Raw genomic sequence first — 24,283 nt, forward strand, 5'->3', positions numbered from 1 at the left:
ATGAGTATCTGCCTATCCTTGACTCTCTATAGAGTACGTGTTGATAAGCAGTTACACAAAATTAGTTACAGTCTCATTAGATAAGTAAATACCTGTTGTTAACTATGTAAAAGGAAGACTTAGGTCTTCCTTTTTTATTTATCTTGTTCTGGTTTACCTGCATAGTCAGTTTACTCATCATTTCATTTGTAGATGGGTAGTTTTATATGTGATTACTCAATTAATATCGCTCTTCAAATTGTTTGCTAGCCTCAAAACCCTCTTGTATGGCTGTAATGCTACGCCATTGCAAAATCCTTGCGTTAAAGTAATTATCAATATGTTGCGTAATTGTTTATTAACGCGCGTGTAGGCCTTTAAATGCCTAAGTCTCTTGCTAGTGATAATCTCCTTCTGCTACTGTCGAAATCGACCATATCAATAAGACTTGGTAAAACGACCAATAAATAAAAACCATACGGGACTCATGTTTTGAACTTAAAAATACTTGGCTCAATCGCCATTGTTGCAGGAACTGCTATTGGTGGGGGGATGTTAGCTTTACCACTTGCTACCGCAGCGCTAGGTATTATGCCTGCGATTTTATTGCTGGTAGTTATCTGGGGATTATCAGCTTATACCTCTTTATTAATGTTAGAAATTAACTTACGTACTGGTGTGGGTGATAACGTCCACGCCATTACAGGCAAAACCTTAGGCAAGGTTGGTCAACTTATTCAAGGCGGATCGTTTTTAAGTTTGTTATTTGCCCTGACCATGGTGTATCTAATGGGCGGATCATCGCTACTTGAATCTCGCTTAGAGCCATTATTAGATGTCGATTTAAATAACCAAGTGTCAGTACTGCTATTTACGTTAGTATTTGGTGGCCTAATTGCCGTTGGCGTGAAGTGGATTGATAAAGTATCTCGGGTGTTATTTACCGCGATGATCGTGTTATTGGTTCTAGTGGTGGCATTTTTGCTACCTGAAGTAAACCTTGTGGCATCATTAAGTAATTTTTCAGCCAATGTCGCCGAAGGCGATAAGCTTGACCATTTATGGTTAGCGGCTATTCCTGTGGTATTTACCTCATTTGGTTTCCATGTGTGTATTGCGACCATTGTTCGTTACTTAGACGGTGATGCCGTTTCGTTAAGAAAAGTGCTATTGATTGGCTCTACTATCCCGCTAGTTTGCTATATCTTATGGATTTTGGTCACTTTAGGTACCTTAGGCGGTGAAACGGTAAATGGTTTTGCAGGGTCATTACCTGCGCTAGTTAATGCATTACAAGCTGTAGCTAACTCAGCGGTTGTCAGTCAGTTTATTGATTTATTTGCCAATCTTGCACTCGTGACTTCTTTCTTAGGCGTTACCATGAGCTTGTTTGACTATGTTGCCGAGTTAACCCGAGCAAAAGATGATAAAGCAGGCCGTGCTAAAACTTGGTTAGTCACTTTCGTGCCGCCACTATTATGTGCTTTATATTACCCTGATGGCTTTTTCCAAGTGCTCGGCTTTGCGGCCATACCGTTAGTGGTTATGATTATCTTCTTGCCGATAGTCATGGCATTAAAACTGCGTAAGCAACAATTAGGTGGCTATGAAGTGTGTGGTGGCAAGCTTGCCTTAGCTATCGCAGGTCTATTAGGTTTGTTGATTGTGGTTGCTCAGTTGATGGTGGCTTTAAGCTAAAAAAGCCAATAAATGAAGCTGTGTTGTCGATAAGCTTTGTAACGGCATTTTTCAAAGACTATTTCTTTGTAGAAACAATATGATAAAGTCAGGCTATCCGCCTGACTTTTTTATGCCTTAAATCTGAACATTGTTGCTTCAATATGACATTGTGACCGCATTAAAATACAGGCAATTTGGGGCTCTTTTATTAAAAATGGAATAATAATGAAAACATGGTTATTAAGCGCTGCAATTTTGGCAACATTTGCCAGCCAAGCAGACGAAGGAATGTGGCAGCCTTATCAGCTACCTGCAATGGCTGATGAGCTTAAAGCAAAAGGATTGGAGATTGATGCCAAATCGATTTCAAAATTAACCGAATTTCCAATGAATGCCGTGATTAGCCTAGGTGGCTGCACAGCATCATTTGTGTCGCCTAAAGGCTTGGTTGTTACTAATCATCATTGTGCTTATGGCGCTATTCAGTACAACTCAACCCCAGAGAACAACCTGTTACAAGATGGTTTTTTAGCTAAAACTTATGCAGAAGAATTACCTGCTACACCGGGTTCACGTATTTATGTTACTGAAGCTGTTACTGATGTCACCGCTAAAATAAAAGACGGTGAAATGAGCAAAACTGGTAATGACTTTTACAAAGGCATTGAGCAAAAAGAGAAATCATTAGTCGCAGAGTGTGAAGCGCAAGATGGTTACCGCTGTAAGGTTTATAGTTTTCATGGTGGTCTTGAGTATTACTTAGTTAAACAGATGGAAATCCGCGATGTTCGCCTAACTTATAATCCTGCAGCCAGTGTGGGTAAATATGGCGGCGATATCGATAACTGGATGTGGCCACGTCACACTGGCGATTTTTCATTCTACCGTGCTTACGTCGGTAAAGATGGTAAGCCTGCCGATTTCAGTAAAGATAATGTCCCATACGAGCCTAAAAGCTTTCTTAAAGTGTCTGCAAAAGGCGTAAGCGAAGGGGACTTTGTTATGGTGGCAGGTTACCCCGGCCGTACTAACCGTTATCGCATCGCGAATGAAATCGAAAACCAATTTGAGTGGGCTTATCCGCAAGGTAAAGTGTTGCGTGAACGTTTAATTGAAATCATCAAAGACACAGCCCCAGAAGGCAGTGATGAGCGAATTAAATATGAAAGCTCAATTGCAGGATTAGCCAATTACGCTAAAAACTTTACTTCGATGATTGAGTTTTACGGTAAATCTACCATGTTAGATGAGCGTAAAAGTTTAGAGCAAAAATTAGCTAAGTGGATTAGCAAAGATAGCAAGCGTCAGGCGAAATATGGTGAAACATTAGCTCAGTTAGATAAGTTAATTGCCTTAGACCAACAAGGCCAAGAACGTGACTTACTGCTGAGTTACATGGGTTATTCAACCATGAAGAACACCGCTGAGCGCCTATATCGTTTAGCTCATGAAAAAGCGTTACCGGATATGCAGCGTGAGCCTGGCTATCAAGAACGCGACATGACTCAGTTTACCTCAAGTATGGAGCGTATTGACCGTCGTTATGCTGCCAGCGTTGATAAAGCCATGTTAGCAGACTTACTCAAGCGTTATGCCGCTTTGCCAACCTCTGAGCGTTTAGCTGATTTTGATAAGGCTTTCTCGATTGGTAAAAACTTCGATGAAGCCAAGCTAATGAAAACCCTTGATAGCATGTATGCCAATACCACACTGTCAGATAAAGACGTCCGCTTAGCTTGGATGAATAAGTCGGTAGCTGAGTTTAATCAGTCGAAAGATCCGTTTATTCAATATGCGGTGATGACCTTTGATGAAAAAATGCAACGCGAACAAGCGCAAAAACAACTTGCTGGAGACTTAATGAAAGTGCGTCCACAGTATATGGATGCGGTCATTGCCTATAATCGTGAGCTAGGTAAACCGGTTTACGCTGATGCTAACTCAAGCTTACGAGTCACGATTGGTAACGTAAAAGGATACTCGCCCCAAGATGGTTTAGTGGCGGCGCCGTTTACTCGTCTTGAAGGTATTGTTGCGAAAGATACTGGTGCAGCTCCATTTGATGCACCGACTAAGCAACTTGAGCTTATTAAGCAAAAGCAGTACGGCGATTTCTACATGAAATCAATCGATTCTGTACCGGTTAACTTCTTATCGACTTTAGATACCACTGGTGGTAACTCAGGTTCTCCAACTTTGAATGGCCGCGCTGAATTAGTGGGTTTACTGTTTGATGGCGTTTACGAAAGCATCATTGGTGACTGGGGTTATGATCCTCAAACTAACCGCTCAATCCAAGTGGATAGCCGTTACATGCTGTGGGTGATGAAGTATTTAGATAATGCTGACAACTTACTTGAAGAAATGGACATCGTAAAATAATTGATAAGCAGCTACAACTTAAGTAGCTGCTGCAGTGTGACTAATTCTGCGGCCTCTAGGGGCCGCATTTTTGTTTCTGGCAACTGAGCAAGCTGACAATTCATCATGCTCACTCTTAGCAAATCAACAACGTGATAGCCCAGCGCTTGGGACATTCTGCGAATTTGTCGATTAAGCCCTTGGGTTAACGTTATCTCAAATTGGCACTCGTCAATGACAGAGACCTTACAAGGTTTAGTGGTCACATCTCGATAGCTGACTCCTGCACTCATTAACGCGGCAAAATCATTTTTAAGTGGTTTATTTACCGTGACTTGATAGACTTTTTCATGGCCAAAATCAGGATGCATCAGTCGATGAGTTAGCGCGCCATCATTTGTCAGTAGTAATAATCCGCGCGAGTCCTTATCTAATCTTCCTGCAGGGTACAGCCGGGGTGAAGCGGGTAAGTGATGGATTAAACTGGAGGCTAACTCAGGTAATAAGCGGCAATCAATGCCCACGGGTTTGTGATATAGCCAATATTGTTTGCTCTCTAGTGGCGCAATAGTTTCACCGTCTAGTAAAATATTGGGGTTTACCACATTGGGGCTGACGCGATCTAACTCTGAGGCGATTTGACCATTAAAGCACACTCTACCTGCGGCAATAAGCCTTTGGGCTTGGCGCCTTGAGCAGACTCCGCAGTGAGCTAAATACTGCTCTAAGCGCATATTATTGGCCAAAATTAGTTTCCTACAAGCGATAAGTTGGCAAGGTGATGTTGCTGCTTAATACGGTTTTTCATATCAATGGCTAACACCATACACCACAAAATATTGGTTTGAGTCAGTACCCACATCACCAAGGACATCCAACAAATGTCACTGGCAGCATGGCTGCAAGGATCAAAATCTAATGTCGACCAGTTAAGCAAAGACATCAATATTATTGAAAATATTAACCCAATAATATTTAGAGCGAATAATGGACTGGTTAAAGCGCTACGCTTGCGAAAGTATTCCATAAAGCAAAAACAATGCAGCAAAAAGGTGCAAATGAGATAACCGGTTGAAAACAGACGGTGTTGCTCTAAAAAGTTAATTGGAAAGATACCAATGAGTACAATTAATACGCCTAAGGTAGCGCCAGTGACGGTAATACCTCGGCTGTAGCCATCTTCAAAGACAAAGTAGCGCGCTGACATAGCCAGTATTAAACACATTCCAGCAATGACTAATGACATATTGTAAACAATGGCTAACGGTGAACTCATATAGTCACCTAAGGTATCAGCTCTAATGCTCAGTGGGTTAATACCCAAACGAGACACTTCAGCAATTAACGCCGCCCCAATGCCAAGGCCACTAATTACAGCAGTCGCTAACGACATGAAAATAATCATTAAATATAAATCGTAATGTTTATTAAACTGAATTGATTGGCTCATGGGTTGTTTGATATACAAATGTTAACTTTAGACTAACACTTTTAAACCGCTCTTTTATATAAAATAAAACCTGAGTTCAACCATCATTAAGTCGGTTGTTCTCAGGTTTTATGCCGTTGGTTTGACAGTGAATTAAGCGCGTTTACGCAATATCACAATTGAAATAGCAACCACAGCTAAAATCATACAATACCAAGCGTGTGAAATAGCAGCTAATGGGCTAATGGCAAAGGTTGATGCTATCAATAGTGCTTGAGCGCCATGGGGAATTAACCCTTGAATGATACAAGCAAAGATATCTAAAACACTCGCCGCGCGCTTAGGTGCAACGCCATGCTTGCTGGCTAAGTCTTTGGCAATGTCACCGACAACCACAATCGATACCGTATTGTTAGCGACACACACATTGGTTGCTGCAACCATACCTGCCATACCTAGTTCAGCAGCGCGGGGTGATGCGTCAGCTTTGGCTTTAGAGAAGCGGGCGATCAAAGATTCAATCTTCTGGCTTACAAAGGTTAAACCGCCTTGTTGTGTCATCAGCGCAGCTAAACCACCAACAAGCATAGATAGAATGAAGATTTCTTGCATGTTGGTGAAACCAGCATAGATATCTTGACCAAATTGGACCGCACTATAATCCATAGTGAACAGGCCTGTAGCGCCAGCTAGCAGTATGCCTACGGTTAGTACCACAAACACATTAACTCCTGATACTGCTAAAAATAATATCGTTAGGTAAGGAATAACGTTAATGAAGTCAATTTCTTGGGCGGCAATGTCAGCTTGTCCCTGACCCGCAATAGCAAATAACACTAAGGCAATTGCTGATGCTGGCAGCGAGAAAATTAAGTTCTCACGGAACTTGTCTTTCATTTCACAGCCCTGAGTACGGGTTGAGGCAATGGTGGTATCAGAAATAATAGATAAGTTATCACCAAATAATGCACCAGATAATACTGCGCCAGCCATTAATGCATAATCAATTTGCGCTTGATCAGCAACGCCTAATGCAATCGGCGCTACCGCTGCAATGGTACCCATTGAGGTGCCCATCGCGGTAGCAATGAAGGCAGCAATAACAAAAAAGCCGGGTAATAATAAGTTCGATGGGATCATTGATAAGCCCAGCGCAACCGTAGCATCAACACCACCAGTCGCTTTAGCGACAGAGGCAAAGGCGCCTGCCAATAGATAAATCAGACACATAGCAATAATATTGCTGTGACCAATACCGGCAATGAAAGTATCAATGGATTGATTTAATTTTTGCTTAGACAGTAATAACGCCAAGATAATCGCCGGTAAAATCGCGATAACACTAGGTAACTGATAAAAAGCAAAGTCTACACCTTGGCTTTGAAAGTAAACCCCAGCGCCAATAAATAAGGCTAAAAAAGCAAATAGTGGCAGTAAAGCAACAAAGGAGGCTGGGCTGGTGGCCGATTTTTGTGTTTGTGTGGTCAAGTGAGTCTCTCTTATTATCTTATTCAATTCATTGATGGTTATTGGTGCTGCACCAATAGGCTGCGAGTTACTTTAGCAATCCATGTTATTTCAGTTTCAATGATGATAGCTTGTGCAATGATAGTCAGCATAGGAGATCTACAAATTAGTGTCAATCTAGACGTCTAGACTTCTTTGCTTCTAGGGTTGGTTTTACTTTAATGGCACATGCTAACTGTATTTGCAGCACAATAAAGTATACATCTCATTAACCTTGAGGCGGTTTGGTGGCTGTATTTTGACCTTTAACAGCCGCTGCAATATTATCGGCGTTCATTGATGCAAGAGCCGCTTGATTATGAAACCAGATAGAATGACTGCAATGCAGCAACTTATAAACCAAGTTAAAGATACCTTTCCCTTAGATGATCCTGCTTTAGCCGTATGTGGTTTTAATAGTAGCTGTATTGGCTGTCCCAAAAAACTGCTTGAAATTGTTGATAGTGAAGTGAGTTATTGGCAATCATCGCTGGACAATAATGCCACCCCGAGCTTTGGCGATTTAGAAAAATTTGCCAAGTTATGTAAAAACGTTCATCGAGGTTTAAAGCGCAACGGTTTGTTTGATAGTCAATAGTGCGAATATTGCCTGTGAGGGCTTGATGGTTATTAGGATTGTTATCAAGCTGCCTTTTACTACCTCACTTTCCTGCCTCAAACTCCCATATCCGCTGTAATTTTAGATTTCATTTTTTCCCTTAAGATGGTTAGCATTGCCTAAGCTATGTTGATAACCGATAACTGACTAGCGAAATTGATAAAGCGTACTGTTGTGGCACAAAGCAATAGGCTATCTTAGCGAGGTAGCCTCACTATAGGAATAATAATGGCACTGACACTTTCGCAAATTGAAGCTTTTTGTTTGGTCGCAGAGCTGGGCTCTGTGTCAGAAGCGGCGAGACAAACAGAACAGAATCGCACCAAAATGACCATGGCGATTAAAGCGATGGAAAAAGATCTCGATACCGCATTATTTGATCGCACCGGTAACCAAGTCACATTGTCCGAAGCAGGTAAGGCTATTTATAAAGATTGCCAAAGTATGCTGACAGCGGCGCAGCGGATCCGCCAAACCTGTCGTCAAGTTAAAGGTGAGTTTGCTGCAGAAGTATGGATTGCCCGTGACGACTCTTTACCTGACGATATTTGGTTAGAGTTGACTCATCAGCTTAATAATCACTTTCCAGCAACCTCATTTAATATTGTGCTGGCCTCCACCGGCGATCTGGCCAATTTAGTTGAAACTGAGCAAGTTAATTTTGCTTTTGGAATTGACTATGAAAGCACTGATAGTGCCATGGTGACATCACATCCTTTAGGTAAAATTCGCATGATGTCAGTGTGCCGTCATGACCACCCCTTGGCAGCAAAACGCCGAGTGTCAGATGAAGACTTGCGCAGCGCCATGCAAGCATCAATGGTATATTTAAATGAAAAGTCCAATCCTGAATTACAGCCTTTTTCCCGTAACTATATTGGTTTTTCAAGTTTTGATTACATTCTTAGCTCCATTCAAACTGAAGATGCTTGGGGTGTAATGCCTGAACCCTTGATTAAACATTTATTGAGGCAGCAATCCATTGCGGTGATTAAGCATACTTACGGTTTATTGCAGGAAGACTATTGCATGTTTGCAGCAAGTGGCCTTAATGAGCATCCCGCGACAAACTGGTTAGCCGATCAGTTAAATGACTATCTATTTGCTTTTTAATCTTGTGTTCATGATAAGCCCATCCTCGATGGGTCATTAAATCAAACTGTTCAACTGGTCCATTTCAATAACCAGCTATCACCTTTGTATTAGCTTATTCGTGTTATTTCGGATTCATGCCAAGCACTCACTGTCAATATAATTGACAGATGGTTGCTAAACTAAGTCATTGAATAGCCTTGCTATAATAATATTACTATCAAAATAACCTCACAGACGTTGAGTTTGTCATTGCTGATTTAATACAGAATGCCAAACTGTACTCAATTACCTATACGGGTAAATGATTAATTTTATGAGGAATTCATATGTGTGTGCCATCTCAAGCAATAGAGCAAAAAGTGTTGATACTGTCTTCAGTATTTGCGCTGATGTTTGCTGTAGGCGGCTTGGCGGTTGGGCTGATATTGGGTTCCTTAGTCATAGCCTTTGATGGTTTATACTCGTTAATTAGTTTGCTGTTAACTATTTTGTCACTGCTCGCCGCTAAGCTTATCCATTCCCCGAAAGATAAGCGTTTTCCCAATGGTAAGGCGATGTTTGAACCTATTGTTATTGCGATCAAAGGTTTAGTGATTATGAGTCTAGTGATTTATTCACTGTTCGGCGCAATCGATAGTTTAATACAAGGTGTCAAGCCGTTAGACATTGGTGTAGCGAGTGTTTTTGGGCTGGTAAATACCCTTGGTTGTGGTTTTGCTTGGTGGAAAATAACCCAAATGAGCCGCGAGTCGCACTCAGGGTTAATTGAAGCAGAAACTAAGCAGTGGCAGATGGATACTTTGCTCAGCATGGCTATTACGCTGGGGTTTGTTATCGCATGGGGCTTAACGCAAACTTCGCTGGCTCAATATGCAGGTTATGCCGATCCACTCATGATGATATTAATTTCAGCTTACTTTTTGAAAGTTCCTTTTTCTATGGTGAGTCAAGCGGTCAAAGAGTTATTGCAAATGGCACCACAACAAGAACTGATTGCAGAAGTATCCAAAGGCATGAAAGAAGTTGATAGCCAAGAAACCCTGCATTTAGGCAGTGTCGTCAAAGTGGGAAATGAGCTTAGAATTGATATCAATGTCGTACCTAGTGAAGAGTCAATTATAAAGACCGGTGATATCAAAGTATTTCAGCAAAATCTCAAGCAAAAGTTATCAGCGCTGCCATACAAGTTAGAGCTTAAAATGAATATTGCCATTTAACCATTTAGTCATCAAGCTATTGCTAGTCACTACAATAACCATATTCGATTATTGGTACCATTTGAGTCTTAACGAAGACTCACTTATCCGCCGCAACAACCACTAACTTGCTCATTACGCTTCATTTAGCGAGACAAACTTGATGCTAAATACGGCCTTTCAATAATGGCTTTTTTGCGCTATCTAGGTGCAGCTTGCACTACTTACAACCATTTTCAAAAAATCTAATTAGATTAGGGTATTGATTTATAAGCATTTATCAACCTTGGTATGAAGTTGGCTTATTAGCAGTCAACTACATAACTATAGGGAATGCACTATGTCATATATCGAGCCAAAGGAGTTTGCTACCAAGATGGTAGATGCTGGGGAGCAAAAAATCTTCATGTCGACACGAGATACATTAGTTAGGGCATTTATGGCTGGCGCGATACTGGGACTTGCCGCTTTTTTTGCCATTACCGTTATCGTGAAAACAGGTAGCTTGTTAGTCGGATCATTATTATTCCCGGTTGGGTTTATTATGTTGTATCTGATGAAGTTTGATTTGCTGACAGGTGTATTTACCTTAGTGCCTTTAGCTGTCCTTAACAAGCGACCGGGATGTACCTGGGAGCAACTTTTTAGGAATTGGGGGTTAGTGTTTGTGGGGAATTTTGCCGGCGCGTTAACCGTGGCATTTTTTGCATCCTATATCCTAACTTATGGTTACAACACTGACGGTGGAGTATTAGCGGCTAAAGTGAGCTCAATTGGTGAGTCACGTACGTTAGGGTATCAAGAGCATGGCGTGGCAGGCTGGTTTACTATTTTTATTCGCGGCATGTTGTGTAACTGGATGGTGTCTATGGGAGTGGTAGGCGCTATGATCTCAACCTCAGTGAGCGGCAAAATGGCTGCAATGTGGATGCCTGTGATGCTGTTCTTCTTTATGGGTTTTGAGCATTCAATCGTTAATATGTTCCTATTTCCATTTTCAATGATCATGGGCGGTGACTTTACTGTTAGCGACTACCTATTGTGGAATGAAATCCCAACGGCATTAGGTAATTTAGTCGGCGGCTTTTTACTCGTGGGCTTACCTTTGTACTTAACCCATGTTAAGACAAGCCCTGAGCGTAAAACTGCTGCTGAAAAAGAAAGCTTAGCTTTATAAGCAGTGCTAAGGCCTATCCTTGTCTCGATTGGGCTTTGTTATGGCGATTCAAGTGATACCTGCTTACTTAATGGTAAGCCGTTGATGGTTTTATCGGTAAATACTATTAGCTTGAACACTATTAACCTAAATAAAATAGCTTGAACAAAAAATGCCCGCAGCTGCGGGCATTTTTATGGTTTCAAACCTGCTAATTATTAGTCTTCAGCATCACCAAGGGACAATAACGTCGCGTTACCGCCAATGGCAGTAATATTGTTGGTGCGGGTTTTTTCAGTAATAAAACGAGTAAGGTAGTGTGGTCCGCCTGCTTTGGGGCCAGTACCTGATAAACCTTGACCGCCAAAAGGCTGTACACCCACTACTGCGCCAATTTGGTTACGATTAATATAGACGTTACCCACATCAACCTTGTCTGCAAGATTTAACGCATGGCCTTCATTGCGGCTATGAATTCCTAAAGTAAGACCAAAGCCGGTGCTGTTTATCTCGTCAATAACCGCGGCTAAATTAGCGGCTTTATAACGAATAACGTGCAAAATTGGCCCGAAATGTTCTTTCTCAAGCACTTTAATTGAATCAATTTCTACCGCTGTTGGCGACACAAAGTGGCCATTTTCAGTGCCTGCGGGTAAGTCGATTTTCTTAATTAACTTACCAACTTGCGAGATATGATCAATATGGGCATTTAGGTTCGCTTTTGCAGTGGCATCAATCACAGGGCCAACGTCAGTTTGAACAAAGCTTGGGTTACCAATACTGAGCTCTTCCATCGCGCCTTGCATTACATCTAATACGCGATCGGCAATATCTTCTTGTAAGAACAGCACTCGCAATGCCGAGCAGCGCTGGCCTGCACTGGTAAACGACGATGAAACCACATCTGCAACCACTTGTTCTGCTTGTGAGGTCGAGTCAACTATCATCGCATTTTGACCGCCAGTTTCAGCGATGAGCGGAATGATAGCACCTTCACGATTAGCTAATGTGCGGTTAATCAATTTGGCAGTGCCGGTTGAACCAGTAAAGCACACACCGCCAATACGTTCATCAGCGGTGATCGCTGCGCCAACAGTAGCGCCAGTGCCTGGTAAGAACTGCAGTACATCGACAGGAATGCCTGCTTCATGAGCTAATTGCACAGCGCGGTAGCCCACTAATGACGTTTGCTCAGCGGGTTTGGCAATCACGGTATTACCAGCAGCTAGCGCCGCAGTAACTTGGCCCAAGAAAATCGCTAATGGGAAGTTCCAAGGGCTAATACAAACAAAGATGCCGCGGCCTTGAATGAATAGTTCATTTAATTCACCCGTCGGCCCAGGAAGCAAAGTTGGCGCCGCCATCATTTTCTTGGCTTGAATAGCATAGTAGCGACAAAAATCTACTGCTTCACGGACTTCATCAATGCCATCTTGTAAGCTTTTACCTGCTTCACGAGTACAAAGGGCAATCAGCTCTTCGCGGTTCTCTTCAAGTAAGTCAGCCAGTTTTTGCAGTGCAGATGCACGCTGCTCAACGGGGGTATGACTCCAACGATGAAAAGCGCCATGGGCAGAACTTAATGCAGCTTCAATTGCCTGATTATTGGCAAAAGCTACTTGTCCCACCGTTTTAGTGGTGTCAAATGGGCTGAGTACATTTTTGGTTTCGCCGCTTAAGGTCTCGCCATTGACTAATGGCCCAGCAGTCCATTGGGTATCGTTAAATTGGTCAACGCCGGCAAAAAATGGCGCAGACTCAGAAATGATGTTCATGTTTAATCCTTTAGAGTTTTTACGTTCTATACCAAAAATATCTTCCGGTAGAACAATTTTATTATTAGCTAAAGTTTTATAAGCTTTTAAAGTGGTTAATGGATGCACCACTAAGCTTTCGATAGGGGTTTTCGGGTCCACTAATTTGTGAACAAACGAGGTGTTAGCGCCGTTTTCTAATAGGCGCCTTACCAGATAAGGCAGTAGATCTTTATGGGCACCAATAGGCGCGTAGATACGCACGGATTTTGCGCCACTTTCAGCCAGCATAGTGTCGTAGAGCTCTTCACCCATGCCATGTAGGCGCTGGAACTCATAGTGACGATTCGCGCCCATCGCACTGATACTGGCAACTGTTTGGGCATTATGGGTGGCAAATTGCGGGTATATGGCGCCTGTAGTGGCGTCAGAGAGTAAATAACGAGCACAGGCTAAATATGATACGTCCGTGCCGGCTTTGCGAGTGTAAAGTGGGTAGCCACCGTCGCCAGCTTGCTGAGCCCATTTTAACTCACTGTCCCAATAAGCGCCTTTTACTAGTCTCACTGGAATTTCATCGCCTTGCTCGCGGGATAACTTAGTTAACCAACATAATACCGGCAGGGCACGTTTTGAGTAGGCTTGAACCACAATCCCCAGTAAGCCCCAACCTTGAGTTTCGTTGGCGTTATATAGCTTCTGGAATAACTTGAGTGATAATTCAAGGCGATCCATTTCTTCGGCATCGATTGAAATACCGATGTTGAGCTCGCGCGCTTGCACGATGAGTTTAATGACAGTGTCATATAATTCACTGAGTACACGTGATTCATTGGCGACTTCATAGCGTGGATGCAGCGCCGATAATTTGATTGAGATTGTGGGGCGAGGAGCGCTTGATAGATCGTATTCTTGTGCGCCTAATTCAGCAATCGCATGGCTATATTCAGTGTAATACTTATGTGCATCTTTAGCGGTTAAGGCGGCTTCACCGAGCATATCATAGCTGTGGGTGTAACCTTGCTGGCGCTTAGCAACACTGTTTTTAAGGGCCTCTTTAACCGTTTGTCCCAACACAAACTGTTTACCCATAATCTTCATCGCGGCATTCATTGCTTGACGAATAACAGGCTCACCAACACGATTAACTAAACGGTTTAGCAAGTTACTAGGTTTGCCGTCGATGTTTTTATCTAACTTAACGATTTTACCTGTGAGCATTAAGCCCCAAGTGGATGCGTTAACTAACACTGAATCACTTTTACTTAAGTGCGCATCCCACTTAGCGCCAGAGAGCTTATCTTCGATTAAGGCATCTGCAGTAGCGGCATCAGGGATACGCAATAATGCTTCAGCAAGACACATCAAGATAATGCCTTCTTGAGTTTCTAAGCTGTATTGCTGCAAGAAAGCATCAATGCCAATCATTAGGCCTTTCTTTTCAAATTGGCGCACTTTCAAGACCAGTTGATGGGCTTTATCAGTGATTTGCTTAATTTCAGTATCAGACGATGGCACTAATTTAATAAGCTCAGATAAATACAGTTCTTCATCAACGATGTAATTATTAGTTATGGCTGAGAATAGCTCATCTAAGCTAGCATTATTGTAATGACCGTTTAGGACTTCACTGGCATTGAACATAATTTTCATTCCGTCTTGAGCTGTTTACTAACTTTGTAAACAAGATGTTTATTATGATGTTTTTTATTTTGTATACAATGTACGAAATCGAGGCGAGTATACGATTAAAATGTGATGTTGAGCAAGATTTAGTGTCAGTTGTGATGATGAAATATAGCCTAGGTGTTTTTTATACCTCTTGCAGGCAAAATTACGACTTTTTTGAGGGGGTAAATATTGTGCTTTTGTTGCCAGCGTAAGCTCAAAAAGCAGAAACAAAAAAGCCAATGCAATGGCATTGGCTTTTCAGGTAAGATAAGTCGCGTAATTGAGCTAGGACTACATCCAGCGGCTGTTCTTCTTACGTTGTGGTCTTGGTAGATAGACTAGGAAAATACCGATTAAGGCGCCTAATCCAGCAATTAATGCGCCTTGTTGCCACATTCTTGATTGAGCATTATCTTGAATCGCATTCAATTCTTTAATCGCATGGTCGCGCTGTTGAGATGCGCTAGCAAGCTCTGATTCTAGAGATAAAATCTGTTGGTTAGCTGCTGTTAGCTGTTGGGTTACAGACTCAGAGCTTTGATCTAGCTGCGCTAAAGTTTGCTTGGCTTTAGCGAGTTCTGCTTCAACAATTGGCAAACGGTTTCTAAGGCCGGTGCCTTTTTTAACTAACTCAGAAATCACCCAACCTTCACGGTTTTTATGATCACGAATTTTACTGTAATCGTTTTGGCTTTCGTTTAATAAGGTAACTGATTGGCCTGCTTCGATGGTGCCTAAAATACGGTATTGAGTCCCTGGACCACTATGCATGTAAATATCGACATCATCGGTAATGAAATGCGTCGCTTGTTGCGCCATTAAGCCATTTGAGAGCAGTAGTAATACTACCATTGTGAACATTCTTAACACGTTATTTTTCCATACCATTAGAACTACCCGTCATGCTATTTATTTAGCGACTTGATTGCAAGGAAGAACGCAAAAGTCTTATTCAAATAAGCGATATTACTGATTAATCTAATGGGATTATGCGTAAAACGTTATGCTTTGGCTAAATGAAGCGAATAATTAGCCCGCTGATTAACGAAAGTTTGCTATTTGAAACAAAAAAGCCGGACATTAATATGACCGGCTTTTGCGTGGTTAGCTTAATAACTGACGAGTTATTAGCTAAATATCCCTTTGATGGTGAAGAAGAACAGGATAGATAATGCCGCACCCGCAGGTAAGGTAACAACCCAAGAAACAACGATGTTACGTACTACACCGATATTAATTGCGGCAATACCACGAGCCATACCCACACCTAATACCGCACCAACTAGTGTTTGAGTTGTCGAGATAGGTAAACCGGTACCTGATGCAATAACAACTGTTGATGCTGCAGCAAGTTCAGCAGCAAAACCACGGCTTGGGGTTAAGTGAGTGATGTTTTTACCAATGGTTTGCATTACACGCTTACCAAAGATAGCTAGACCCATCACAATACCAACCGCACCTAATGGTAAAATCCACCAAGCTAAAGCCGCTTTAGAGCCAATTTCACCGCCGCTGTTAACAACTGAAACTACAGCTGCTAATGGGCCAATGGCGTTAGCAACGTCATTTGAACCGTGAGCAAATGCCATACAACAAGCGGTAACTACCATTAAGATAGCAAATACTTTTTCTACATTTGCATATTCAGTTTGGCGATTAACGTCGGTGCTCATGTTTAAGCGGCCGATCATAATCTTACCAAAGATACCAATAACAACGGCAACAATAGCGGCTAAGCCATAGGCTTCAGCAGTTGAGAAGTGCAATCCAACATGCTTCAAACCTTTAGTAATAGTCACAAGTGACATCACAAAGCCTGCAAAAGCCATGTAGAAAGGTACATAACGCTTAGCGTTGGCTAACGGATCATCAGTGTTAAAAATGAGTTTTTGAACACTTTGGAAGATCATAAAGGCGATGAAACCGGATATCGCAGGAGTCACAACCCAAGAGCCGACAATGCCAACAACCTTGCCCCATTCAACAGAATCTACGCTAACACCTACTGCAGCAAAGCCAACAATAGCGCCAATAATAGAGTGAGTCGTAGATACAGGCCAACCTAGAGCTGAGGCTAGGATCAGCCAAATACCTGCAGCAAGTAGAGAACCTATCATGCCGTAAACCAGTAATTCAGGTGAATCGACGAAATAACTCGCGTCAATAATCCCTTTACGAATTGTGCTGGTCACTTCGCCACCCGCAAGGTATGCACCTGCGAATTCGAAGATCATTGCAATGATAATAGCTTGTTTAATAGTGATAGCATTAGAACCCACAGAGGTTCCCATAGCATTAGCGACATCGTTTGCGCCAATACCCCATGCCATCAAAAATCCAAATACAGCCGCAATACCAATAAGCATTGGGCCATTGGTGACTAATACATCAACCATGTTGTTTCCTTGATAACCTTTTTAGTTATGAACTGCGAGCTAACATTAGCTCTAGGCGAGAGCCTACACGCTCGGCTAAATCTGCCAAGCCTCCAACCCATTCGATAATCTTGTACATAAACATGACATCGATAGGATTCAAATCTGCTTCCAAGCTTAGTAGTAAGCGACGTACTTGGATTTGCAAATCATCTGAATCAGCTTCAATACGATCTAATTCATTGATCATTTTGGCGACTAATTCGACTTCACGTCCTCTAAAACCTGTTTCGAGAAGGTCATCGAGTTCGTTAATTGCTTGCTTAGCAAGAGAGACAGCATCTAAACAACGTTTGAGATAAGCTTTAAACGGTGCTTGCACTTGTTGAGGGAAAACTAATTGGCGACCAATAATACGGCCGGAGATGTCTTTTGCCTTGTTAGCGATTTTGTCTTGTTGAGTTAATAACTCAAGCAAGTCAGTACGCTCTACTGGCATAAACAACCCACTAGGAAGGGTAAGGCGGATCTCACGCTTTAGCGTATCTGCCTCATTTTCAAGTAAGCTTATTTGCTTACGGACTTTGACCGCTTCATCCCAGTCACCTGAGGTCGTTGCGTCAAAGAATGGTACAAGTAGTACTGCACATTCATGAACTTTGTCGATATGCTGTTCTAAGGGCTTAAGGGGTGATTTTGCAAACACTCCTAAAATAGAGTTTACTGGCATTGCGGTTAACCTATTTAATGATTCCAATTTTGGAAAAGCGGGCGCATGTTACCTTAAGCGTCCACATAATGAAACTGTGTTTTTAATTTAATCTACAGTTGATATTAGTCAGTATATAGAACTGAGTAACGCTATCCTAAGGGATTTTTATTACACTAATGTGACATTATGAACTAATTATGACGCATTAATGAAGATTTAATGACAAGGTGAAAAAGAAGTCAATGGACTCTGAGATAGAACTTAAGCTGTTTATACAGCCACAATACCATGATTTATTGGTAAAATTACTGAATGAATTGGACGGCGCTACCCCTCAAGAAACTTGTCAGTTATCAAACAAATACTTTGATACACCTCAATTACAATTAAGACAACATTTGATGGGGCTTAGGGTACGCCAAACTGAAAAGTATACCGAGCAAACCATTAAAACTGCGGGCAAAGTTATTGGCGGTATTCACTCTCGGCCCGAATATAATGTGGCTATTGAGCAAGATTTCCCCGAACTGGCATTATTTCCTGACACCATTTGGCCGCAAGAAATGCTGGTTAGTGAGCTGCAAGCTGAAATCAGCTGTATTTTTGAAACTAATTTTTGCCGTCAATCATGGCATGTTTATATTGGCGATAGTTTAGTTGAGATTGCATTTGATACCGGTAATGTCCTGGCTAACGGCAAAGCCGATCCCATTTGTGAAGTGGAGTTTGAACTGTTAGCTGGTGACACGTCAGCGCTATTGCAGTTGGCTATTGACGTTGCTCGTCATGTTCCGGTGAGATTAGGTAAAGCGAGTAAAGCCCAGCGCGGCTATTTACTTTCAGGTCACTCACAAGCGCAATCATTAAAGAGCATCGATTATATTCGCTTACCCAGCGATAAAAGTTTATCAAAAACCTTGGAAGTATTATTAGAGTCGGGCATCGAACGCTGGCAGATCATTGAATCAATCTTGCTTGATAGTGATGAAATTTCTCAGCAAGCACAATTATGGATGCAACTGCGGGCTTGTATTCGATTGTTGCGACTGACTCTAAGCCAATTTGGATTATTGAATTCACAAGTGCTCAGTTACTTCGACACGTTAGAGCAACAACTACAATTTATAGAGCCGCTGCAAAGCCTCAGTTTAATTATTGATGAGCGTCAAAACTTATTCGGTAAATCCATTAATAAAGCGCCGCTAAAGGCATTAGCTAAAGCCAGTGCGGCTAAGCTTGTTGCTGATAATAATCTCGAGGCTTTTTGGCTTAAACCTGAATACGGTCAATTACAGCTTGAATTAGTGGATTTATTATTAAAAACTGCCAATGGTTCCCACCGCTTAGTGGATTATCCTGAATTGGGTGTGTTTGCTAATCGTTTACAACAAGATTCATGGCAGCGGATTGTAGATGTAATGCCAATGAGCGCGGCAATGGATAGCCTTGATTATCAAAAAGTGGCCCATTGCTTAGATGAAAGTATCTTGGTGGGGTTTGCTTATGGTGAATTGTATCAAGCAGAAGACCGCGAAGCATTCAGAGCGCCTTGGCAAGATTTAGCCTTAGGTATTCAAACCTTAGGTTGTTATCAATTGTTGGCTAAACTGACTGCAGAGACCGACGTGGATATTGGCCGTTGGCTTGAAGATAAAGAGGCTAGTTTGCTGTTTGCCATGGAGCATTCTCGTAAAAGTGCCTTAAAAAACCAGCCATACTGGTAAGCTAAACATTTAAACATAAGGCCTATCAGTTGATAGGCCTTATTTTTTTATAGATGAAATACTCCGAATGTGGTGAGTGCTGGTTAATTCTTGTCTATAAGCTGCTGTTTTAAAATGGCTATTTCATCAAGCATTTGACGCTGGTTTTTTTCCATTTGTTGCTGGTTTTGCTCCATACGCTCCAATGCTTGCTCTAATGCAGATTTGATATCCTGTTTATTAGTTTCTTCACGCTCTTCACGTTCATTGCTGTCTGGCGCGACAAAAACCGATGCCATGTAACCAGAAATCACCCCAAAAAAACTCACGCCACTAATAATTACAATCGCGCCAATGATATGGCCAATTGTGCTAACTGGATAAAAATCACCATAACCCACGGTTGATATGGTCACTAATGCCCACCAAATGGCTTGCTCGGCAGTTTGAATGTTGGCGCCTTCAACCCCAGTTTCAACTAATAAAATTAGCACGGAAGCTGCGCCCAAAATAAACACCATTGCCACTAATAACCCGGCTAAGGTGGTTTGTTTGCTTTGTCTTAATAGCGGAATGATTAGTGTGCGTGTGGCACGAATTAATCTGATCACCCGTAATATTTGGAAAACACGGGCGATACGCAGTGCTTCAATTGCAGGGATGCTGGCAACAAAATCAATCCAGTGATGTTTTAAATAAAACTTCTTACTTGGGGCTTTAAAAAGTTCATAAAAAAAGCGCGACATAAACAAGAGGCAGATACTGGTATCAATAAACAATAATACCCGTCTGGTTTCAGGATCTATTTTGCTGAAAGTCAGCATAATCACAATAAAGACTGAAAAAAGCGATAACACCATCATCGCCAGTTCGAAAGGGCTGGGACCATTTAAGGTTTTTAATGACCAGCGTTTTTTATCTATCATCGATACAAATCCGTTTTGCAAAAGCAGTGCAGTGATGCTACCAATCATGGGGTATGGCGTAAACCTTAATTGCAGCCAAAAAAAACACGCCTTAAACAAGGCGTGTTTTTTAAAATCCAAACATCAGCTATTCGTCTACAAATTGCACTAAATCATCTAAAACGCGCTTTTTAATTTCAAGTTGTGCATCTGAATTTAACCCGTATCGCTGGGCTAGTAAGACGTAATCATCTTGGCTTAACGATACGGTTAATCTGGGCCTTTTGGGGCGCTTAGTGACGCTTAAACCAAGTATTGAGCGAATTTGATCTGAAGGGCTGACCCCTGCATCAAGGGCGGCTTTTCGGATCTGGTACTGAAACTTTTCATCTAAATCAAACGCGACTTGGGTTGCCTTGGCCGCTTGCTGATTTTTTATCCAGGTTTCTGGTAACGATTTACCTTTACTCATGGTTGGTTTAACTCCCTAAAACCGCTTTAACTTAGCTTGCCGGCCAAAACTCGCGAATATCCGTTAATGGACGATATAGCGTCAACATGACTTCAGTATCGCCACCTTCATAAACTTCGACATCCACAGCGTGGCTTTCATCGCTATCAACTAATGAGTAGCTTTCAAAGCCATCGCCTCGTTGTTGATTACTATCATCTTGAGGTGGCTTTTGACCACGGTAATCTTGACGATGGAAATAACCAAAAGTGGCAAATTCAACTTGATGATAAGCATCACTTAACCAGCGTGCGTATTCACTGTCTAATTCATTTGAAAGCGGTAGTGTTTTGAGCTCAGCATTACCGGGCTCTTCAAATAACTGTGAGAATTCATCGAGATCAAAAATTTGCTCAACGATAGAGCGATTTACTTTGACAGAGAAACTTAAGTAAGCTTCATCTTCTTCAATGTAAGACATGAAAATAGCGGTGCCACTGTGACCGCGAAGTAACCACTCACATTGTTGTGAACGTTCATATTCATAAGTATGAATCGCTTCAACTTTAAGTTGCTGCCCACGTAGTTGCTCAGGTAAGGCAAAACTATCATCAAGGGAGATCATATCTCCCTTGAGTAGCTTGTTCACATGGTCAAGCTGACGTTTAGGGGCTTCTTTCTTGCCAAATAGGCCACGCAGAAATCCCATAGTCAATTAACCTTTTTTCGCTTTAAGACGCTCTAAAACAGCATTAGCACTAGACTTTTGCTCACCAATTCCTGCTTCTGCTAGCTTAGCGTGTAAAGACTTGTCGCTATTCTCTTCAGCTAAGGTTTCTGATGCTTGTAGGCGATCATCAAACTGTTGCTGGCGAGCTTTAATACGCTCTAGTGAATCTTTTGCATTCATTAACTTTGAGTTACTTGATGCAAATGAATCAGTAATAGTCGCGGTGGCTTTTTGTACGCTTTCAGTGGTTTTAACCATGCTTAGCTGACGTTGATAATCAGTTAATTGACGCTCGGTTTTCTTCACTAATTCTTTTAAGCGTAAAGCATGTGCAGAATAGCTGCTGTTCGCTGTTTCGTGTTCTGCTAGCTCTTGATCTAACTGAGCGATTTTTTCAGCAACTTCAATAGCTAACGCTTCGTTATCTTTTTCAAGTGCTTGAGTTGCATAACCTTCGTGCTCAGTGATGCTGCGTTTCAGGCGATCGATTTCACGGCTTGCTTGCATTTCTTTCGCCATAACGTCAGTTAACTCACGTTTTGCTTTAGTTAAATGCTTTTCTGCGTCACGAATTTCTTGTTCAAAAATACGAGTAGAGTTTGCATCAACAATAGTTTGGCCGACTTCATTTGCGCCGCCACGAAATGCCGTTAAAATTTTATTTAAAATGCCCATGATATGGCTCCTTACTTCAAAAATTCGACAAGTTCGTCGATGACTTCTAAACAGTTATCAGACAATACTGATAATTCCTGCTCGATCTCTTCCATGCTTGAGGTGACTGATAACGCCCCGTAAACCACATATTTATCATCAATTTTTGCAAAAGATGACAAAGGCATTGGAATGTTTAGTTCAAGCATAGTTTCAAACATTTGGGTACGAGTTTCAGTTTTTACTTCGCTCTCATCCCATAAATAACTGATACATAAGATTTGATTGTCAGTTACCGATACAAATACCGGTAATTCTTCACGGCCAGCAACGTTGACTTGTAATACTTCAACATCACCATCAATTGGAAAACAATCAAACTTCAAACCGGTATGGCTAAGGTCGCCAAGTTCTGTCAAATGGTTAGCAATCTTATGGATATTCATATTCGTCCTTATTGACATATTATGTCTTAGGTTTCAAAGATAGCACTTAGACATATTATGTCAAGACTATTTTTGAGTTGGTTAAAAAAGATTCATCCCTTGGTTGTCAGACCAAGATGCTAAGTGGTAATGGTATAGCTGTAATGAGCCAATTCTATTCACTTTGATAGTGTCAGCATCATTATAAAATGTGCCAGGAAACTCAAATGCGCCATGTATAAGCCCAGGAGTCAGCCATTGCTCATTAATGGGCAACGTCTCGTTATGGGCTAGACGTTGCTTGGCATTTTGTCCTGATAAGGTGGCGATAGACCAGCCCCATTCACCAAAGCTTGGCACGTTATGATGGTATTGCTCGACCGAAAACCCTGCCGATTCAATGGTTTTTCCTACAGAAATAAAGGCATTTTGGGCATGATAAGGCGAAGTCGATTGTACCGTCATTGCCCCATCAGCGCTCAATAGCTCGACCAGTTTTCGATAAAATAAATCAGAATAAAGCTTATTTAAATCAGGGTGACTCGGATCTGGCAAATCCACAATAATGGCATCAAATTTTTGATTGTCAGCAATCAGTTTATCAATGCCATTAAAGGCGTCATCATAAATAAGCTTAACGCGAGGATCATTTAGTGCATCGCCATTAAGGGCTAACATGGCATTGCTAACACGCTCTGGCATGTTCTCATGGGGCTCTCTAAACAAGTCGACGAGCTGTTCATCTAAATCCATTAAGGTGACCGATTTTGGATCCCATTTGAAAACTTGCTTAAGCCCTAAGCCATCTCCGCCGCCAATAATTAGCACATTATCCTGCCTTGCACTGGCTGCAAGTGTCGGGTGAACTAAAAAGCTGTGGTAGATGTGCTCATCAATACTGGAGAACTGTAATCGACCATTAATGTATAGCGAATACACTGGCGCTTGACCTTTGCCTCGCAGCCGCTCGGTAAAGGTTAACTGCTGAAAACGGGTAGCTTCTGAATACACCACTTTGTCTTTATATAGCAGGTTATTGAAATTTTGCTCCCAACTGGGGCCGTGCAGTGCCAGTAGCACTAATACTCCTGTGGCGATAAAATGTCCTGCGAGGATCAGTTTAGCCCAGCGGATTTGCTGCCAAAAGCGCCAAATAAACACAAAGCCTGCTAACAAGTTAACACTGGCGGTGAGCGCTGCTGCGAGCTGAATATCTAACGACAGCATGAACAGTACCCAAATAGCCGCGCCAGCACCCGCACCGACATAATCAGCGCCATAAATGGTGCCGGCATTGTGCAGCAAGTGCTCTTCAGATAAGGATTGACGTACGCGGGCAATCAGCGGGATCTCCATGCCGATCATCAAACCTAGAATAACCCCCCAGATATAGGGTAAATATTCACTAAGATTTTGTAATACGCCAATAAAACCGCCGTCAGGTAAATGATCTGGTGGCAGGCCTAAGGTGTTGGCAATAATTAACGGTAATTGCTGGCCAAATCCAATCACGGCGGCGGTAATTAAAATCGCTAATGATCCACAAAATGCCACAATAAGTTCAAGCATCGCAAAGCCGGTGAAGGCACAGCGAATTTTACGAGCGGCAAAGGCGCCAATGCCCATAGACACAATCATAATGCCTATCATGGTGTAAATAGCAGCTTCTAAGGCGCCGAGAATGCGGCCTGCATAGTGGGAAAGTAGGTATTCGTAAATAAGACCACAGCCTGCCAGTAAGGCCATAATGCCCAACAATAGGGCATCATCAAACCAAGCAAGGCTGCGTTTATTCGCTGGAGGCAAGGTGCCTGTTTGAGAAGGGCTATTTTGCTTGTCGCAGCCCTCCTGGCTCTGTTCAAGCAAAGTATTATTCATCTAT

Annotated in this window: 20 protein-coding genes; 7 read left to right on the forward strand and 13 right to left on the reverse strand. The window is 42.0% G+C overall.

All coding sequences use genetic code 11. From position 1 onward, the window contains the following. The first annotated feature begins 471 nt into the window (after nucleotides 1–471). Together Q4533_RS11740 and Q4533_RS11745 are read left to right on the forward strand one after the other, a co-directional pair. Nucleotides 472–1,677 (forward strand): amino acid permease, encoded by a 1,206-nt coding sequence (locus Q4533_RS11740; protein ID WP_303502793.1) that lies wholly within the window; start codon nucleotides 472–474, stop codon nucleotides 1,675–1,677. Between the two features lie 207 nt (nucleotides 1,678–1,884). Then, nucleotides 1,885–4,041, forward strand: a complete 2,157-nt coding sequence (locus Q4533_RS11745) for a S46 family peptidase (RefSeq protein ID WP_303446636.1) — start codon at nucleotides 1,885–1,887, stop codon at nucleotides 4,039–4,041. Between the two features lie 11 nt (nucleotides 4,042–4,052). On the opposite strand, the gene Q4533_RS11750 is transcribed toward Q4533_RS11745, so the two are convergent. The 3 genes from Q4533_RS11750 to Q4533_RS11760 form a co-directional block, all read right to left on the reverse strand. Then, entirely contained in the window at nucleotides 4,053–4,766 is a 714-nt protein-coding gene (locus Q4533_RS11750) for a pseudouridine synthase (RefSeq protein ID WP_368389882.1), read from the reverse strand. 2 nt (nucleotides 4,767–4,768) lie between these two features. Further along, complete coding sequence (locus Q4533_RS11755) at nucleotides 4,769–5,413, reverse strand: hypothetical protein (protein ID WP_303502794.1); 645 nt, start codon at nucleotides 5,411–5,413, stop codon at nucleotides 4,769–4,771. A 189-nt stretch (nucleotides 5,414–5,602) separates the two neighbouring features. After that, nucleotides 5,603–6,952 carry a Na+/H+ antiporter NhaC family protein gene (locus Q4533_RS11760; protein ID WP_303502815.1) on the reverse strand — a complete coding sequence of 450 codons (1,350 nt, stop codon included), beginning with the start codon at nucleotides 6,950–6,952 and terminating at the stop codon, nucleotides 5,603–5,605. A gap of 322 nt (nucleotides 6,953–7,274) precedes the next feature. Between Q4533_RS11760 and Q4533_RS11765 the strand changes: the two genes are divergently transcribed. The 4 genes from Q4533_RS11765 to Q4533_RS11780 all read left to right on the forward strand — a co-directional run bounded on the left by Q4533_RS11765 (nucleotide 7,275) and on the right by Q4533_RS11780 (nucleotide 11,042). Further along, nucleotides 7,275–7,553 carry a hypothetical protein gene (locus Q4533_RS11765; protein WP_368389883.1) on the forward strand — a complete coding sequence of 93 codons (279 nt, stop codon included), beginning with the start codon at nucleotides 7,275–7,277 and terminating at the stop codon, nucleotides 7,551–7,553. A 249-nt stretch (nucleotides 7,554–7,802) separates the two neighbouring features. After that, the gene (locus Q4533_RS11770; protein WP_198589270.1) at nucleotides 7,803–8,687 is read left to right on the forward strand and encodes a LysR family transcriptional regulator; all 885 of its coding nucleotides are present in this window, start codon (nucleotides 7,803–7,805) and stop codon (nucleotides 8,685–8,687) included. A gap of 308 nt (nucleotides 8,688–8,995) precedes the next feature. Further along, a complete protein-coding gene (locus Q4533_RS11775; protein ID WP_303459548.1) occupies nucleotides 8,996–9,886 on the forward strand; it encodes a cation diffusion facilitator family transporter in 891 nt (296 codons plus the stop codon). Nucleotides 9,887–10,205: 319 nt separating this feature from the next. After that, complete coding sequence (locus Q4533_RS11780) at nucleotides 10,206–11,042, forward strand: formate/nitrite transporter family protein (protein WP_076540465.1); 837 nt, start codon at nucleotides 10,206–10,208, stop codon at nucleotides 11,040–11,042. 197 nt (nucleotides 11,043–11,239) lie between these two features. Here the strand turns inward: Q4533_RS11780 and putA are convergent, their stop codons facing one another. From putA to Q4533_RS11800, 4 genes are all read right to left on the reverse strand, one after another. Further along, the gene (putA, locus tag Q4533_RS11785; protein ID WP_198589269.1) at nucleotides 11,240–14,428 is read right to left on the reverse strand and encodes a bifunctional proline dehydrogenase/L-glutamate gamma-semialdehyde dehydrogenase PutA; all 3,189 of its coding nucleotides are present in this window, start codon (nucleotides 14,426–14,428) and stop codon (nucleotides 11,240–11,242) included. Nucleotides 14,429–14,737: 309 nt separating this feature from the next. After that, the gene (locus Q4533_RS11790; protein ID WP_241903522.1) at nucleotides 14,738–15,307 is read right to left on the reverse strand and encodes a TIGR04211 family SH3 domain-containing protein; all 570 of its coding nucleotides are present in this window, start codon (nucleotides 15,305–15,307) and stop codon (nucleotides 14,738–14,740) included. A 266-nt stretch (nucleotides 15,308–15,573) separates the two neighbouring features. Continuing rightward, nucleotides 15,574–16,842 (reverse strand): inorganic phosphate transporter, encoded by a 1,269-nt coding sequence (locus Q4533_RS11795; protein ID WP_102438565.1) that lies wholly within the window; start codon nucleotides 16,840–16,842, stop codon nucleotides 15,574–15,576. A gap of 25 nt (nucleotides 16,843–16,867) precedes the next feature. After that, complete coding sequence (locus Q4533_RS11800; RefSeq protein WP_102438563.1) at nucleotides 16,868–17,551, reverse strand: TIGR00153 family protein; 684 nt, start codon at nucleotides 17,549–17,551, stop codon at nucleotides 16,868–16,870. Between the two features lie 224 nt (nucleotides 17,552–17,775). Here Q4533_RS11800 and Q4533_RS11805 point away from each other — a divergent pair, with 224 nt between their 5' ends. Continuing rightward, nucleotides 17,776–19,257, forward strand: a complete 1,482-nt coding sequence (locus Q4533_RS11805; protein WP_102438561.1) for an inorganic triphosphatase — start codon at nucleotides 17,776–17,778, stop codon at nucleotides 19,255–19,257. 83 nt (nucleotides 19,258–19,340) lie between these two features. On the opposite strand, the gene Q4533_RS11810 is transcribed toward Q4533_RS11805, so the two are convergent. The 6 genes from Q4533_RS11810 to Q4533_RS11835 form a co-directional block, all read right to left on the reverse strand. Continuing rightward, the gene (locus tag Q4533_RS11810) at nucleotides 19,341–20,162 is read right to left on the reverse strand and encodes an ion transporter (RefSeq protein ID WP_102438590.1); all 822 of its coding nucleotides are present in this window, start codon (nucleotides 20,160–20,162) and stop codon (nucleotides 19,341–19,343) included. Between the two features lie 127 nt (nucleotides 20,163–20,289). Beyond that, a complete protein-coding gene (locus tag Q4533_RS11815) occupies nucleotides 20,290–20,613 on the reverse strand; it encodes a hypothetical protein (RefSeq protein ID WP_102438559.1) in 324 nt (107 codons plus the stop codon). 31 nt (nucleotides 20,614–20,644) lie between these two features. After that, entirely contained in the window at nucleotides 20,645–21,301 is a 657-nt protein-coding gene (locus Q4533_RS11820) for a hypothetical protein (RefSeq protein ID WP_102438557.1), read from the reverse strand. A 6-nt stretch (nucleotides 21,302–21,307) separates the two neighbouring features. Further along, the gene (locus Q4533_RS11825) at nucleotides 21,308–21,997 is read right to left on the reverse strand and encodes a PspA/IM30 family protein (RefSeq protein WP_076539734.1); all 690 of its coding nucleotides are present in this window, start codon (nucleotides 21,995–21,997) and stop codon (nucleotides 21,308–21,310) included. Nucleotides 21,998–22,008: 11 nt separating this feature from the next. Then, nucleotides 22,009–22,422 (reverse strand): YjfI family protein, encoded by a 414-nt coding sequence (locus Q4533_RS11830; protein WP_076539733.1) that lies wholly within the window; start codon nucleotides 22,420–22,422, stop codon nucleotides 22,009–22,011. A gap of 81 nt (nucleotides 22,423–22,503) precedes the next feature. After that, on the reverse strand, nucleotides 22,504–24,279 hold the full coding sequence (locus Q4533_RS11835) for a polyamine aminopropyltransferase (RefSeq protein ID WP_102438555.1): 1,776 nt from the start codon (nucleotides 24,277–24,279) through the stop codon (nucleotides 22,504–22,506). Between the last annotated feature and the right edge of the window lie 4 nt (nucleotides 24,280–24,283).

The organism is Shewanella sp. 6_MG-2023 (assembly GCF_030547195.1).
Lineage (GTDB): Bacteria > Pseudomonadota > Gammaproteobacteria > Enterobacterales > Shewanellaceae > Shewanella.